Raw genomic sequence first — 17,122 nt, forward strand, 5'->3', positions numbered from 1 at the left:
TCAGTTCTCTCAACGCTTACAGGAAAGGGGATACAATCAAACATGCGGTCACGTAAGAAAAAGGGACTAATCCTGGTGCTTGTCCTGGCCTTGGTGCTCTCCATATGGACACTATATCCATCGCGGGATCGTAATCCGGGAACGGTACATGCGCTTGAGGACTTTGAGGCGGTATCGGGAACCGAGGATTCATTCAGTTATGAGCATTATCTGACTGCTCATGACAATACGGCCAAACCGGATGAAATCGTACGCATCGAAGGCGAATCTTATGTTCAGGCAGAGGATGGGGAATTTGAGGTTGTGCAAGGGTACGCCGGATTAGACGAAAATGCCGTAATTACGCCGGAAACTGGAACCATTCGCTGGGATGTTCCCGTTCAAGTGAGCGGTTTGTACAACATTCGCATTCACTATTATCCCGTAGAAGGCAAAAGCTCCGGGATCGAACGCAAGCTTGAGCTTAATGGTAAGGTTCCCTTCAGAGGGGCCGATATTCTTTTGTTTGACAGGGTATGGGGGAATCGCGAGGATAACGTCCGGCAGGACGATCGTGGCAATGAGCTTAGACCAAGACAAGTGGAGCAGCCCGAATGGCAACTGACTTCCTTCAAGGACAGTGCAGGGTACTTCGAGGAACCGTTTCAGTTTTATTTTGAAAAAGGCAGTCAGAAGTTATCGCTCACTTCATTAAGAGAAAGCATGGCGATCGATTATATCGAGCTGTACCAAGAAAGCGAAGTTCCTTCCTATGCAGAGCTGGAGCAGACCTATGCCTCACTCGGCTTGAAACAATCGGCTCCTGTCATGTTGAAAGTTCAGGGGGAGGAAGCTGTTAGCAAATCATCTCCTACACTTGCACCAATCTCAGACCGATCAAGTCCTTCACTCGAGCCTTATAATGTATCGAAAATTCGGATGAACGCCATCGGGGGCATTAACTGGAAACTGCCGGGCGAATGGATTGAATGGGAAATTGACGTGCCGGAAGACGGACTATATCAACTGGCGCTTAAGGTGAAGCAGGATCAATTGCGTGGCATCTATGCCACCCGCAGTCTGACGATTAACGGTGAAGTGCCGTTTAAGGAAATGAAACGCATTCGATTTAATTACAGCCCGGCTTGGCAAACTCAGGTGTTGGGTTCGGGAGAGGATAAGCCATATCAGTTTCATCTTGAAAAAGGAAAACACCGAATTCGAATGACGGTTACACTTGGCGACATCGCTCCGCTGCTGCGGACCGTGGAATCCAGCGTGCTGGAACTGAATGAGATGTATCGCAAAATATTAATGATCACCTCCAACAGTCCGGACCCACTGCGGGATTACCAACTGGAACGGCGTATCCCGGAGATGACGGAGGTGTTTGAACGACAAGCTGACACCTTGCGCTCCGTTGCAGATTACCTGGAAAAGGCCACAGGTGAGCAAAGTGACAAAGTGGCCGTACTGCACGCCATGGTATTGCAGCTTGAAGATATGGCCGCCAGACCAGAGACGGTTCCCAAACGGCTGGATACGTTCAAAATTAACGTAGGTGGTCTCGGCACATGGATTCTATCGGTACGTGAACAGCCGATTACGTTGGATTACCTTGTCGTATCTCCGCCGGGTGAATCGCTGCCAAAAGCGGAAGCGAGCACCGTCCAGCAGGTGAAGCACGAACTGGGCGCATATGTTGCCTCGTATACCGAAGATTACGACAGCATTGGTAACGTGGAACAAAAGAAGGATGCCATCACCGTATGGATCACGACCGGACGAGATCAGGCCCAAGTACTGAAAGGCATGATCGACGATTCGTTTACCCCGGATACGGATGTGTCCGTGCAGTTACGTCTCGTTCCGCCTAATATTTTGCTGCCCGCAACACTCTCGGGGGAAGGACCGGATGTTGCCATGCAGATGGGCGAAGACATTCCGGTGAACTATGCGATGAGGAATGCAACGGCGGATCTAAGCCAGTTCCCCGATTTCGAGGAAATTTCGGGCAGGTTCCGTGAAAGCGGATTGACGCCTTACCGCTACAACGACGGGGTATATGCCCTTCCGGAGCAGCAGCATTTTCCAATGCTCTTTTACCGCAAAGATATTCTGAATGAACTGGGCCTCGAACCACCGAAAACGTGGCAGGACGTATATAACGCCATCGCCGTGCTGCAGAAGCATAACATGGAGTTTTATCTGCCGATTGAGGATACGCTGAACAATGCCAACCTGGTTCCCAATTCAACCTTTGCGATGTTGTTATATCAGAATGACGGAACGTTCTACACCGAAGACCAGAAGAAAAGTGCACTGGATTCGGAGATTTCAATGGACGCGTTCAAACGCTGGACGCAATTTTATACCAATTACAAGTTTCCGCTCAAAGCCGATTTTCCGAACCGCTTCCGTACCGGGGAAATGCCGATCGGAATTGCTGATTACACCACGTATAACATGCTGACGGTTATGGCTCCGGAAATCCGCAATCTCTGGGACTTTACGATTGTTCCAGGTACACAGCTTCCGGATGGGTCCATACGGCATGAAGTGGCCAGCGCTACGAGCGCGGTGATGATGCTCGAAAATGCCGACAACAAGGAAGCGGCGTGGAAGTTCATGAAATGGTGGACTGCTGAGCAGACCCAGATTGAATACGGGAGAGAAATGGAAGGTCTTATGGGAGCGGCTGCCCGTTACCCGACGGCCAATATCGAAGCCTTGAAGCAATTGCCTTGGCCTGTGAAGGATTATCAAAATCTCGAGAAACAATGGGAATGGGTACAGGGAATCCCGCAGCTTCCTGGAGGTTATTTCACGGGACGACATCTGGACAACGCCTTCCGCAAAGTGGTCAATGCAAATGAAAATCCGCGTGAAGCCTTATCAGACTATGTATTGTACATTGATGATGAAATAGAGTTGAAACGCAAAGAATTTAATCTGAAATAGAGGAAAGGGAGGGTAACGGTTGCAAGCTAAAACTACCAAGACAGCCGCCGCTCCTGCCGTCCATACCCGCCAGGTCGGCTGGTGGTCCCTATTGAAGCGGGATCTGTATCTTAGCAGGCATTATTATGTATTGATGGCACCGTTTATGCTGATTTTTTTCATGTTTACTGTCATTCCGGTCGGCATTTCACTCGGGCTCAGCTTTTTTCATTTCAATATGCTGGAGCTGCCGCGATTTGTCGGCTGGCAGAACTATTCCCGGCTTTTCCTGAACGATGACGTATTTCTGATCGCGCTCAAAAACACGCTGCTTTTTGCCGTAATTACAGGCCCTCTCAGTTATATTGCCTGCTTTTTGTTTGCGTGGATCATCAATGAGCTGTCTCCTAAAATTCGAGCGGTCATGACGCTGGTTTTCTATGCCCCATCCATATCGGGCAACGTCTTTTTCATCTGGCTGATCATCTTCTCGGGTGACAGCTACGGGTATATGAACGGATTTCTGATGCGCCTTGGCGTCGTACTGGAACCGATCCAATGGCTCGCAGACGAGAAGTATGTACTGGCAATCGTCATTATTGTACAGCTGTGGCTGAGCCTGGGAACCAGCTTCCTGGCCTTTATTGCAGGACTGCAAACCATTGATCGTTCTCTGGTTGAAGCAGGAACCGTAGACGGGATCAAAAACCGCTGGCAGGAGCTCTGGTACATCACCTTGCCTTCGATGAGACCGCAGCTGATGTTTGGTGCGGTAATGCAGATTACTGCTTCCTTCGCCGTAGCTGAGATCTCCATCGCACTGGCAGGTTTCCCGAGCGTAAACTATGCGGCACACACAGTTGTCACGCATCTGATGGACTTTGGAACCATTCGTTTCGAGATGGGGTATGCCTCGGCCATCGCAACGGTTCTGTTTGCCCTGATGCTGGGTACAAACGTTTTCACGCAAAAAATGCTTAGAAAGATAGGTGAATGACGATGACCAGCAAAGTACGTGCCGTGTTTGGCATGCCAAAAAGGCTCAATCGGTCATTTACCGTCAGCCTGATGTTATTTGCATTGCTGGGCGTGTTCGGCTCCTTTATGGTGCTTCCGCTCATCTATGCAGTCAACAATGCATTCAAGCCGCTGGATGAGCTGTTTATTTTCCCGCCGCGTTTCTGGGTGAACAATCCGACAACGGAGAATTTTGCCGATTTGATCAACCTCATGGGCAATTCGTGGGTGCCGTTATCCCGCTATATTGCCAACACATTGCTCATTACGATACTTGGCACAGCGGGGCACATCCTTCTTGCATCTGCAGCAGCTTATCCGCTGGCTAAGTATCGTTTTCCGGGTTCCAAAGTGTTGTTCACCATTGTCATTCTGTCCCTGATGTTCTCGCCGCATGTTACGGCGATTCCGAACTACATGGTGATGTCCTGGCTTGGCTGGATTAACACTCATGCGTCCATTATTGTGCCATCACTTGCGTTCTCGCTAGGACTTTTCCTGATGAAACAGTTCATGGAGCAGATTCCCGATGCTTTGCTGGAGGCAGCCAAAATCGACGGAGCCAATGAATACCGGATATTCTGGAGCATCGTGATGCCCAATGTGAAGCCGGCATGGCTCACGCTCATGATCCTGCAGTTTCCAGCGTTATGGGGAACGGATGGCGGAAGCTTCATTTACAGTGAAAATCTCAAAACGCTGCATTATGCGCTCAGTCAGATTGTGCAGGGAGGGATCGCAAGAGCCGGTGTAGGTGCGGCTGTTGCCTTGCTGCTGATGATTGTACCGATCACTCTGTTTATTATCTCTCAGAGCAGTGTTATGCAGACGATGGCCACTTCGGGCATGAAAGAGTAGAAAGGAGGCAGCGAGGTGCGGAGAAGCACATGGAAAAAACGTAAATCGATCATCATGGGCATGATCTGCCTCCTGTTGTTCGTTCAAGAGGCGCCCTACGTGAATGCAGATGGTAAAACGGATGCGTATCATTATTCCTTCTGGGGTGACGCAGTTCCTTCACCGGCGGCATATGAGGCAACAACCATTATCACCGGCAAGAAGCTGAACACAACTCCTATGAAAGAGCCAAGTGACATGCATGTTACCGCCAATCAGCACGTCTTTGTGCTCGATTCGGGCAATGGCCGCATCATTGAGATGGATCGCAACTTCAAGCTGGTACGGACGATTGATTCATTTGAGCAGGAAGGCAAGGAAGATCATTTTAAAAATCCACAGGGATTGTACGTCACGGAAAAAGGTCATCTGCTGGTCGCTGATTCGGATAATCACCGGGTGGTGCATCTGGATGAACAGGGGAAGCTGGTCAAGATTGTGTCTGAACCAAAATCGGATCTGCTAAAAGCAGACTTCCAGTTTAAACCGATGCGGATTGTTATGGACAAAGGGGAGCGTATCTACGTCATGGCCGAAGGCGTATTTGATGGATTCATGGAGTTCAGCGCCGATGGTACGTTCTCTTCCTTCATTGGAGCGAACAGAGTTCAGGTGGACCCGGTGGAATATCTTTGGAAACGGTTTGCAACACGGGAGCAGCGCAGTCAGATGGTGATGTTCACTCCAACGGAATTTACCAATCTGGACATGGATGAAGAGGGATTTATCTACGCCACTAGCGGGGATCGCGGCAAAGATCCGGTCAAGAAGCTGAATGCCCAGGGGACAGACATTTTGCGCAGAGAAGGCTATCAGACTCCGCAGGGGGATTTGCTGTATACCCAGGAAGCAGGGCCATCCCGCCTGATTGATGTGGATGTGGGTGACAGTGACATGTATTCCGTACTTGATTCCAGCAAGGGTCGAATCTTCACCTACAATGGAGACGGATATCTGCTCCATATTTATGGCGGTATCGGGAACCGGCTGGGCCAGTTTAATACACCTGTTGCCCTGGAACGTGCGGGAGACCGGATGTTAGTTCTGGATAAAGCGCTGGGTGAAATCACCGTCTTTCAAACAACTGAATACGGACGTACACTCCACGAAGCGGTGCGTAGCTACTATAACGGTGATGAAGATCAATCTTCGGTGCTGTTTGCCCAAGCTGCCGAGATGAACGCTAACTTGGAATATGCGTACGCGGGAATTGGCAAAGCATTGCTTCGTCAGAAGGAATACGCCGAGTCTGCAAAATATTTCAAGCGCAGCATGGAGCCTAAAGGGTATTCCAAAGCTTTTCTTTTGTACCGCAAAGAGCTGATGCGTGAACATTTTTCATGGATGATGTCCGGTATATTCCTGGCTGTCGCTGCGATTGTCACCGTCATCATCGTTCGCAGGCAGAAAAGGAGGACTACGAATGCAGGCATCAAGTAAGCAACTATACCAGTACCCGCTGCATCTGATTTTTCATCCGTTTGACGGATACTGGGAATTGAAATATGAACGGAACCAGAGAAACTCACTGCTGATTGCTTTCATGATCCTGGTGCTTTTGGTCATCACCAAAATTTTGCATGCCCAGTACAGCGGTTTTCTCATTAATCTCAGTAATCCAAAGTACCTGAACAGTCTGCTCGAAATGTTATATGTCATTATACCGGTACTGTTTTGGTGTGTGGCTAACTGGTCGTTAACCACATTGATGGACGGGGAAGGCAAGTTCTCCGAAATTTTCATGTCAACGTGTTTTGCATTGGTACCGTTGTTACTCATTCATTTCCCATGGATCTGGCTGAGTCTTGTGATCTCTGCGCAGGAAACTGCCTTTTATTATTTCTCCAATGCACTCGCCGTTGCATGGACGGTATATCTGTTATTTGTGGGGAATATGACGGTTCATCAGTACACACCAGCCAAAACGGTGCTCACCATGCTGCTGACACTTGTAGCGATGGCGTTTATGGCATTTCTGTGCCTGTTATTCTTTAGTCTTGTACAGCAGATTGTATCGTTTGTCGTAACCATCTATCAGGAATTAGTGCTTCGGGGCTAAGGGAGGAGGAAATTGTTATGAATTATACCGTAGCCAAAAAAATAACAGGAATGCTGCTCGCGGGAAGTCTGCTTCTTGGCGGTTGTCAATTCTCGCCAACACCGCTCGCTCACGAGACAGTGACTGCCGCAGATCCGACGGACTTTCCCTCCCTGCCTCCCGGAGAGAAACTGAAATCATCTTTCAGCGATGTCCGCCTTCCCGGCATGGTAGGCATTGCGCAGAATGCTGCGCTGCAGTTGTTCATTAACGAAGAGACTGCCGAGATTGCAGTGATTCACACGCAGAGCGCCCAGATCTGGCGCAGCAATCCTGCAAATCGTGAGCAGGATGGGGTTGCAGCCGGGATAAACAAAGACCTTTTGTCATCACAAACGAAGCTCAGCTTCTTCAACAGCCTCGGACAGAGCAGCACCGTGAATTCTTTCACGGATAGTGTTGCACACAAGCAGATAAGCTACGAGGTGCTGCCAAGCGGCGTGCGGGTCCACTACCAGTTTGGAAGCACTGAGCGATCCATAGAAGACTTGCCGATGAAGATCAGCAAGGAGCGATTTGAACAAAAGCTGCTTGCACAGCTAGACAAGGCCGGGCAACGGGCCTTGAAGGTCGGTTATGCGGAAGACAAGGATGAAGGCGCTTACGTCCGGATTGATAAGGCGATGCAAGGATTGCAATTGTCCCGAGCCTTGAAAGCTTTTGACACAGCCGGTTACACATCGGAGGATCTGGCTCAGGATCACGCCGAGTTTGGCATTGAAGAGGAACGAAGTGGACCACGGCTGTTTATGCTTACGATGGAATATGAGCTGGATGGAGAGGATCTGCTCGTGCGTGTTCCGTCCTCAGGCATTCATTTTCCGGAGGAATATCCGATCAACAGCATATCTGTAATGGATTATTTCGGGGCCGGGGGTTCAGAAGATGAGGGCTCCATACTGGTGCCGGACGGTTCGGGAGCGCTGATCCATTTTAACAATGGCAAACTGCAGTATCCTGCCTATCAACAAGACATATACGGACCGGATATGACCATGAAACTGCGGGAAGCAAGTTCAAATGAAGCCAGAGCCAGGTTGCCGGTATTTGGACTGATTCGGAAAGAGGGGGCTTTCCTGGGCATTATTGAACAAGGGGATGCCGTCGCAGTTGTGAATGCCGATATCAGCGGTAAGCTGAACAGCTACAACAACGTATATCCCAGCTTCTATGTAGTGAACAAGAGCGATGTGACGCTTCAGGCAAGTGATATGGTCCGTACACTTCCGAAATTCCAGAAGAAACCGACGGTGTCCGACTTTGTCGTTCGATATGCTTTTGTGGGGGCGGATAAGGCCTCGTACTCAGGGCTTGCATCTCTCTATCGGGATTATCTGATGCAAAACGGCGGACTTCCCGAGTTGAACGCCAGCAAGGAGCAGAGTAACGTTCCCTTTTATCTGCAACTGTTCGGCGGCATGACAACAAGGCAGCATATGCTGGGCATACCGTATGATTCAACGGAGGCTTTGACCACGTTTGATGAAGCCAAAAACATTCTCTCCTCCTTGACGGAGAAGAAGGTATCCAATATTCAGGTGCGCTATGCGGGATGGCTTAACGGCGGACTTCATCATCGACTGCCGGATTCCATCCAAGTAGACGGCGCCATAGGCGGGAAAAAGGGATTGCGGGAATTCAGCGCATACACACAAGAAGCGGGCATCGGTTTCTATCCCGATATCGCTCTGCTGAATGTGCAATCCAAAAAAGGGTTTAAACCGTCCAAAGAAGCTTCGCGCACATTAACTCAGGAACCGGCGGTCTTGTATCCGATGAACCAGGCCATCCAGAGGCGGGACCGGGATCGTTCACCATCCTATGTGCTTTCGCCCAACAAGCTGGAGGACGTGACGGCAGACATGTTAGATGAGCTGAGGTCCCTTCAAAAGGATGGACTGTCGCTAAGCCTGAATGATCTGGCAGCTCAGTTAAACAGCGATATGAATCCGAAAAAGCTGGTGGACCGAACACAAGCGCTTGGCTCCGTAAAGAAGGCACTTGAACAGATCGGGCAGCAGGCTGGCTCGCTTGTTGCTGAAGGTGGGAACGCTTATGCCCTGCCGTATGTAACTGGTCTGACAGATGCGCCGATGACCAGCAGTCGTTTCAAGCTGGAGGATGAAGAGATTCCGTTCTATCAGCTCGTTGTACACGGCAGCATCGGTTATACGGGGACGCCATACAATCTCTCCACATACACCAATGCAAGGCAATATGTGCTGAAGCTGATTGAATATGGAGCCAGTCCTTACTTTGCATGGTTCAATGCGCCAAACCATGTTGTGAAAGAAACGGATTATGATGATCTCTACGCGGCGAATTATGAACAATGGATCGATCTGGCTGCCGAGATCTACAACGAGGTGAACCAGGTGAACCAACCGTTTGCCGGACGTTCCATGATATCTCATGAATCCCTGGAGGAGGGCGTCTTCCGGACAACATATGAAGGTGGCGGGTTCGTAATCGTCAATTATAACGACTTCACTGTAGAAGTTGACAACGATACAGTGGAAGCCCAAAGCTATGTGACTGGTGGTGAGCAGCTCTGAAGACGCTCCTGAAATGGAAATGGGGAAGTCGTACGTATGCTCAGCAGAAAGCCATGTGGGGCGTAATCTACGTGCTTCCTTGGCTCATTGGTTTTGTGTTGTTTTTCTTCATTCCGCTGTTAGCCTCTCTGCGATACAGCATGAGTACAATTCAAGCTAATGCTGAAGGCATAGCGATTCAGTTCAACGGTGTTGCCAATTACATTCAGGCGCTGACCGTCAATACAAGCTTTAACCGTGCGTTAATTGAGGCGATCACAGACGTACTCATCAACGTACCGCTTATCGTTATATTCAGTCTGTTCCTTGCCGTCATCCTGAATCAGAAGTTCAGGGGCCGGGCTGTAGCGCGGTCGATCTTTTTCCTGCCCGTTATTCTGGCATCGGGAGTGATTATGACACTGGAGAGCACCAGCCTGATTGACGCGGTTAATCAGAGCAGCACAGGTGGAAGCTCACTTGGGACATTTGAACTCGAAAATCTGATGGTTAACGCCGGAGTGAGCGATTGGATCGTCACATATCTGAGCAGCGCCGTAGATCGGATCTATCAGATCGTCAGTCAATCCGGTGTACAAATTTTGATCTTTTTGGCAGGGATCCAGACGATTTCCCCTCAACTGTATGAGGCTTCGAAGATGGAAGGGGCGACGGGTTATGAAGCCTTTTGGAAAATTACGTTCCCGATGGTCAGCCCGCTTATTTTTGTCAATGCGATCTATACCATCATTGATTCATTTGCCAATAACGCCATGACGGAACTGATCCGGGATACCGGCTTCGTCAAATTTGACTTTGGATTAAGTTCTGCCATGGCATGGGTCTACTTTCTGGCCATTGCCATCATTCTGGTTATCGTAAACATCATTTTCTCGAAGCGAGTCTTCTATCAAGATTAGAAAGGAGGGTGTCCCACGTGACAACATCACGATTATTATCGCTGGAGCATTGGAAAGGCTGGCTGTGGGCCATGATCCGATTCGTTCTGATTACCGGGCTTTCCTTCGTTATCCTGTTTCCCATATTTCAGAAGGTTTCCACATCCATCAAAGCTAAAGGTGATCTGTATTCGGCAGTGGTGGTATGGATTCCACAGAACTTCTCCATCGACAATTTCAAAGAGGCGATACGCGTAATGGATTACTGGGCAACGCTGTTCAATACGTTTGCCCTGTCTGCAACGACTACACTGCTGACTACAGCATCCTGTGCACTTGCAGGATACGGATTCGCCAGACTGAAATTCAGGGGAAGCAACTGGCTGTTTGCTGGTGTAATTCTGACGATTCTTGTGCCGCCAACGACCATTCTCATTCCGGTATACCTGAATCTGAAAAGCTTTGACCTGATGGGGCTTATGACGCTTATAGCCGGAAAACCTGTTAATTTGCTTAATACCTATTGGCCGTTTATTCTGACGGCGATTACGGCCAATTCACTTAAAGCCGGTTTGTATATCTTTATCTTCCGGCAATTCTTCAGAGGTATTCCGAAGGAAGTGGAGGAGGCGGCCTATGTGGACGGCGCGGGCATCGGGCGAACATTTTCAAGAATCATGCTGCCCAATGCCATTCCGTCCATGGTAACAGTCATGCTGTTTTCCTTCGTATGGCAGTGGAACGACAGCTTCTATACGACGACTTATCTGACTTCAAGTAAAGTCATGTCGACTCAGTTATCGTCCCTTCCGTATAATCTGGCCCAGCAGGTTACTGACGGTGCAGCTTCCCAGGCCGATCCGTTCTATCTGAGCATGATCCAGGATACAGGAATTCTTCTTGCCATTCTGCCTTTGATCGTCATCTATTTGTTTGTTCAACGATATTTCGTAGAGAGTGTGGAGCGTACGGGAATCGTCGGTTAAGTTAAGTTCTTATGTACGTTTGGAGTGGGATCAGACTGGAAGAGGGAGGAGGAACATCATGCAACATTCCATCTGTGAAAAGGGGGCATGTAACGATCTCATGAACGTCTGCTCACAGCAGAACCGCGATCCTTCCCTGCGCAGGATCCCCCTGCTGGTGTGGAACGGGCTGCGGGAGCGGGCGCCGACCTGAGCGATCTGTTTAATCAGAGACACTCTGACGGAGCTTACCTCGCGTTATTGCAAGGCAATATATCAGATCAGGAGGAATTATAGTGAAGAAGTTCATGATATCTTGTAAACTTGTACTCATTCTCGCTTTATTGATCACAATTGCTCCATGGGGAGGCAGCCGCGCCGAAGCATGGGTAGGCATGCCGATGGGCAAGCTGCACGTAAACGGCAAAAACCTGGTGAACAGCAACAACCAGCCTGTGCTACTGAACGGTTGGCATCAACCTTCAGGTGCCTACTGGACATATCAGGACAGCAATTATTATCTCAATCTGCACGGTAATAACCGTCATGCAGCTACACTGGCTTATCTGAAAGACATTACCGATACTTTTGCGGACACCAGCGCGAAGTACGGAAGCAATCATGGCTGGAATATGAATCAGGTACGTCTGTTCATCGATCGTCAGGACATGGGAGATGTGGCTGCTGGTACATATAACTTTGCCGGTGTGCAGACCGTTACGCAAAATGTAATTATTCCGTACATTCAATATGCTAAAACAAAAGGTGTCTATGTTGTCCTGGGACTGGACTTCACATTGAAGGATGATCAGGCAACAACCCCTGCCAACCTGCAAAAATTCAACGAAATCTGGGGTTATCTCGCTTCACGTCCGGAGATCAAAAGTGCAGACAACGTTCACTTCGAACTGATCAACGAACCGGTGAAATCCTATGCCAATGGACATTGGGGTGGATACAACGGGGAAAATGACTTTGTGGATCACTGGAATGACTTGCGTAATTTCCAAAATTCCATGATTTCAACAATTCGCAGCAAAGGTGCGGACAATGTCATCTGGGCGGCAGGTCTGGGATACAACCAATTTTACAGCTTGACGGCAAGCCATCCATTGACTGATCCGCTCAATAACTATGGATATGCGGTTCACTGGTACCCTGGTTATGGCGCATATGACAACTTCTCTATCCTGCAAGACCAGTGGAATACCAACGTGAAGGCAGCCGCTGACAAATATCCGATTAATATTACCGAGGTAACCTGGTTCAAAAACAAACCTGGCGATTCGGCCTATTGGAACTTGTTTAATGGCAGCAATGAAGGGTTTGGCACCAATACCAAAACGATTTTCAACGCAGCAGGCAATGTCAGCATTGCAGCTCATATGAACGGATTCATTCTAAGTGAAGGACCACGAAGCTCCTTTGCCGACCCAACGGCTGGACTGAAATGGGATGGGGATGCTTCACGGAGTGCCATGGGACGATTCCTGTTCAACTGGTACCATGAACGTGCCCAGACTTATCCGGGCAGTGGACAAGGTGGCGGACCGACAACGGGTCTTGTATCCGGTGCAACTTATAAAATCGTAGCCCGGCATTCCAACAAAGTTGTTGATGTTCCTGGTGGTCAAAATGAAAATAATCTTCAGCTCCAACAGTGGAGCGATCTGGGCGGTAACCCTCAGAAGTGGGTTCTGACTTCGATCGGTAACGGCAACTATACACTGACAAGTGTGAACTCGCCGGACAAAGTCATCGACATTCGCAACGGTACCCTCACCAATGGGGAAGCGGTTCAACTCATGAGCAATCTGAACACAACCGCTCAGCATTTTAAGGTCAACGATCTTGGTAACGGGTACTGGAGTATCATCAACGTGAACAGCAATAAAGCGATTGAAGTGGCAAACGCTTCCACTTCGGATGGAGCCAAGCTGCAGCAGAACACCTACACAGGTGCTACAAACCAACAATGGAAATTTGTTGCCGTTAGCAATTAATAAGGTTAATGTTAAACAAAAACCTTCCCAAGTCATTCCATGTCTTGGGAAGGTTTTTTGCGTTTATTTTTAATACTTTGGGAATGAGACCATGCGAAGGTAAAATACAACTATATTTGTGCGTCAACCCGCAGAGTGACAATTATTTTCATGCAAGCATTGTACACTGCAGTATGTAAATGTACCATAAGGAAGAAGTTGTACCTTCACCAGGAAGAAATGCCCGGTGTATCATTGAACAGCTACCTTATCACAGAGAAATGTAAGCGCTTGATAAAAAAGGGAGGGTACATATGCAGCTCCTATGGTCCAAATTTTCACCCGTGTTCCGCCGATTCCTCATTTCGTATCTTGTCATTCTAATGATTCCTCAAATTGCGGGATATGCCTCTTACCGAGCTTCCATTGAAGCAGCCCGTTCCAGCTCCATTGAGAACAGTTTGAAGTCGCTGAGTCTTGGCAAAGAGATCATTGAGCGAAATCTTCTTCAAGTCGAAGCTTTTACCAGACAGCTTGCCGTCAATCCCGATTTGCAAAATTTAATTGCTGGCCCAAAGCCGCATGATCTCTACAATGTCTACGGTATGAACCGCATGCAGCGGAGCCTCTCCATGTACAGCAGTACCAATGATTACTTGTCTCATTTCTTCATTCACATTCCGAACTACAATGCCATCATCACACCAAGAACTGTGTATTATCGTCCAGAGCATTATTATGCTGCCAATCAGCTGGACGGTATGTCGTTTGAACAATGGCATGACCAAATTCTCAAACAACCACACTTTAATGAAATCATACCGCTTCGAAACTATAAACGTGAAATACTGGGCACTGTGCTTGCAGACGTTCCCGCCATTACGTTTCTGCAATCTCTGCCTTTGAACAGCTTCAACAAACCGCAAGCGACGATTGGTGTCATGATTGATCAGGATCAGATGGCAAGCCTTACTCAAAATATTGTGGATCAATATGGCGGCTGGACTCTCGTCACCGATGCGGAAGGGCAGATCATTTTCTCCCTTGGCATTGAACAGGCCGAGGCTGAGCAAATGGCACAGAATCATCGGAGAGAAGGTAACACTGGGGAAACGGAGCTGAACGTGCAGAATGTACAGCCTGGAAGTGATGGTCGGCTGCTGATATCGATACAGTCCAGTCAAAATGGATGGAATTACATGGCAGGGATTCCGGAGAAAGCACTCATGACAAAAGCGGACCAAATCAAACAAGTCACGCTGGTCTTTACTTTGGCAACCATTGCCTTGGGACTGTTATTCGGGCTGTTTCTGGCCTATCGGAATAGTGCACCCGTTTACAGATTGTTGGCCTCTTTTCGGGAACAAATCACCGATTCTCCAGGCAGACGGGGCAATGAATATGATTTTTTGGCAAGCCATATTAACAATCTGATTGCTAATAATGACTCACTTAAAAACGCCATGAATGAGCAGATTCCGTTGTTGAGAGACGGTTTTATCAAACGTTTGTTAACCGGAGAAGTCTATACCTCACTTGAGTTGGAGGTTATCTCATCCCAGGCGCACATTTCTCTTCATAGCAGCAAGGGCTTGGCAGGCTTAGTGAAGGTAAACGGATATGCCAATCCGGACAGTGAAGAAACTATCCATGAACTGGGTGTTGCAAGGCTGCTTATCAAACAAGTACTTACAGAATGGAATGCGCAGCTGCTGATCACGGATTGGGGAACAGACCAGATCGCTTTTGCCTGTCCATTGGATGAGAACTCACTGAATGAAGCTATAGGGATATGTGAAAAAGAGCTGAACACCTTGATGGAAGTGATCTACCGGGAGCATCGGATATCCACAACAATTGGCACAGGTGCAGCTTACGAGGTCTGGAATGATGCGGGTCGCTCTTTTGACGAAGCCAAACAAGCTCTGGATTATGCCATTCATATGGGAACAGATCATCTGGTGAGATTTGAAGATACGATGAAGGAAAATGAAATGTACTATTATCCGATTGAGTCTGAACAGCGCCTGCTGAACACGATCAAAGTCGGTGAGCCTGAAGAGGCGATACGCATTCTGGAGCAATTGTTTCTTCGTAATTTAGAGGAGCGGGAACTGTCCTACGAGATGACGCAGCAGTTCATCATGGAGCTGAAGGGGACTTTTCTGAAGCTGGACGAACCAAAATTCAAGCTGGATGCCTCCCTGCTGGAGGAATATAAATCTCGGGTGACATCCATTCAGATGACAGAAACGATTACCTCGCTGCGGGCAAAATTCAAACAGTTAACAGAAGACATCTGCGGTGACTTCCAGAGAAGAAGAGCAGGAGCACATGCGGATACTGTAAGCGAAATGATTTGTTTTATCCAACATAATTATGGGGATGCAAACTTGACGATCTATCGGATTGCCGAGCACATGAGCAAGTCCGAGAAGTTTATATCCCAACTGTTCAAAGAACATACAGGAGAGAATCTTTCCGATTATGTAGAACGGGTACGCATTGATGCTGCCTCGAACTTGTTGCACTCTACTGGTCAGACTATTGACGAGATAGCGGAAGCCACCGGGTATAATAGTGCACATTCATTCCGCCGAGCTTTCAAGCGGGTACGCGGCATTTCTCCGAGTGTATTTCGGAAAATGGACGTTCATAGCGGTTAATGTAGGCTGTTTCTCGGGAACTATATTCGCTTTTTGTACTTTCTCAGCATAACTGTACCTTTACGCATCCCCAGCGTAATCTTATGATTACTCAAAAAGTAAGCGCTACCAAGTCGAGTTGCAGTTCAGCACGATTTGGAGCCAAGAATGGGGGGATGATTCTGAGAACCACAATGACCAGTGAATCAAAGTCCGTGGAGAAACCAAGTAAACCGTTTGCCTTGAAGCAAGCATTATCCAGAAGCTGGAGGCGACATTGGCAGCTGTATCTGCTGATCCTGCCACCGATTGCTTACTTTATTATTTTCAAGTATGTACCCATGGTGAATGCGGTCCTGGCATTTAAAGATTACAACGTCATCAAGGGGATCTGGGGCAGTCCGTGGGCCGGAACCAAGTATTTCGAATTACTTTTTAAAAATCCGGCGTTTGTCATGCTAATCAAGAACACGCTCTACATTTCGTTTTACAGCCTGATCGTTGGTTTCCCGATTCCTATATTACTCGCACTCGCGCTGAACGAAATCAAAAACATACGATTCAAAAAAACGGTGCAAATGGTGACGTATGCTCCATATTTCATTTCTACCGTTGTTATGGTCTCCATCATTATGCTCTTTCTGTCTCCTAGGCTGGGTATTGTCAACACGATTGCAGGTGCCCTTGGTTTCGAAGCAGTGAATTTTCTCGGTGAGCCCGGGCTGTTTCGATCCATCTACGTTTTCTCCGATGTGTGGCAGGGAATGGGGTACTCCGCTGTGATATATCTGGCCGCTCTGGCAGGTGTTGATCCGTCCCTGTATGAAGCCGCCAAAGTGGATGGAGCCAACCGAATACAGAAAATCATTAATGTTGATCTGCCTGGACTACTTCCGGCAGCCGTCATCATTCTGATCCTGAGTGTAGGGAATATCATGGCTGTTGGGTTTGAAAAAATATATTTGCTGCAAAATCCGCTCAACCTGTCTGCTTCGGAGATCATCTCCACGTATGTCTATAAAATAGGATTGCTGAATGCCAATTACAGCTTCGCTACTGCGGTTGGCCTGTTCAACTCGGTGATTAACCTGATTTTGCTATTAATCGTAAACGCGGTCGCCAAGCGACTGTCCAATACAAGCTTATGGTAACGGGAGCGAAAGGAG

General features: G+C 48.3%; 12 protein-coding genes. All 12 read left to right on the forward strand.

Features of this window, described 5'->3' with window-relative positions:
* Nucleotides 1–42: 42 nt before the first annotated feature.
* Nucleotides 43–2,940, forward strand: coding sequence for an extracellular solute-binding protein (locus F0220_RS14925; protein ID WP_105598717.1), 2,898 nt, complete (start codon nt 43–45; stop codon nt 2,938–2,940).
* Between the two features lie 19 nt (nt 2,941–2,959).
* Nucleotides 2,960–3,916: a carbohydrate ABC transporter permease gene (locus F0220_RS14930; RefSeq protein WP_036615906.1), complete on the forward strand. Its 957-nt coding sequence runs from the start codon at nt 2,960–2,962 to the stop codon at nt 3,914–3,916.
* A 2-nt stretch (nt 3,917–3,918) separates the two neighbouring features.
* The gene (locus tag F0220_RS14935) at nt 3,919–4,794 is read left to right on the forward strand and encodes a carbohydrate ABC transporter permease (protein WP_026081082.1); all 876 of its coding nucleotides are present in this window, start codon (nt 3,919–3,921) and stop codon (nt 4,792–4,794) included.
* 15 nt (nt 4,795–4,809) lie between these two features.
* Nucleotides 4,810–6,273: an NHL repeat-containing protein gene (locus tag F0220_RS14940; protein WP_036670947.1), complete on the forward strand. Its 1,464-nt coding sequence runs from the start codon at nt 4,810–4,812 to the stop codon at nt 6,271–6,273.
* Nucleotides 6,257–6,892, forward strand: a complete 636-nt coding sequence (locus tag F0220_RS14945; RefSeq protein ID WP_036670948.1) for a YIP1 family protein — start codon at nt 6,257–6,259, stop codon at nt 6,890–6,892. The genes F0220_RS14940 and F0220_RS14945 overlap by 17 nt, the downstream gene beginning before the upstream one ends.
* 17 nt (nt 6,893–6,909) lie before the next feature.
* Nucleotides 6,910–9,486 (forward strand): DUF5696 domain-containing protein, encoded by a 2,577-nt coding sequence (locus F0220_RS14950; protein WP_149846672.1) that lies wholly within the window; start codon nt 6,910–6,912, stop codon nt 9,484–9,486.
* A gap of 53 nt (nt 9,487–9,539) precedes the next feature.
* Entirely contained in the window at nt 9,540–10,385 is an 846-nt protein-coding gene (locus tag F0220_RS14955) for a carbohydrate ABC transporter permease (RefSeq protein WP_091016283.1), read from the forward strand.
* Nucleotides 10,386–10,402: 17 nt separating this feature from the next.
* Nucleotides 10,403–11,350 carry a carbohydrate ABC transporter permease gene (locus tag F0220_RS14960; protein ID WP_105598719.1) on the forward strand — a complete coding sequence of 316 codons (948 nt, stop codon included), beginning with the start codon at nt 10,403–10,405 and terminating at the stop codon, nt 11,348–11,350.
* Nucleotides 11,351–11,408: 58 nt separating this feature from the next.
* Entirely contained in the window at nt 11,409–11,543 is a 135-nt protein-coding gene (locus tag F0220_RS33240) for a hypothetical protein (RefSeq protein WP_256704251.1), read from the forward strand.
* An 82-nt stretch (nt 11,544–11,625) separates the two neighbouring features.
* Nucleotides 11,626–13,332, forward strand: coding sequence for an RICIN domain-containing protein (locus F0220_RS14965; protein ID WP_105598720.1), 1,707 nt, complete (start codon nt 11,626–11,628; stop codon nt 13,330–13,332).
* A 293-nt stretch (nt 13,333–13,625) separates the two neighbouring features.
* Nucleotides 13,626–15,977, forward strand: coding sequence for a helix-turn-helix domain-containing protein (locus F0220_RS14970; protein ID WP_105598721.1), 2,352 nt, complete (start codon nt 13,626–13,628; stop codon nt 15,975–15,977).
* 275 nt (nt 15,978–16,252) lie between these two features.
* Nucleotides 16,253–17,107, forward strand: a complete 855-nt coding sequence (locus F0220_RS14975) for an ABC transporter permease (protein WP_036671100.1) — start codon at nt 16,253–16,255, stop codon at nt 17,105–17,107.
* Nucleotides 17,108–17,122: the final 15 nt, after the last annotated feature.

The sequence above is a fragment of the Paenibacillus sp. 37 genome, from assembly GCF_008386395.1.
GTDB classification, from domain to species: domain Bacteria; phylum Bacillota; class Bacilli; order Paenibacillales; family Paenibacillaceae; genus Paenibacillus; species Paenibacillus amylolyticus_B.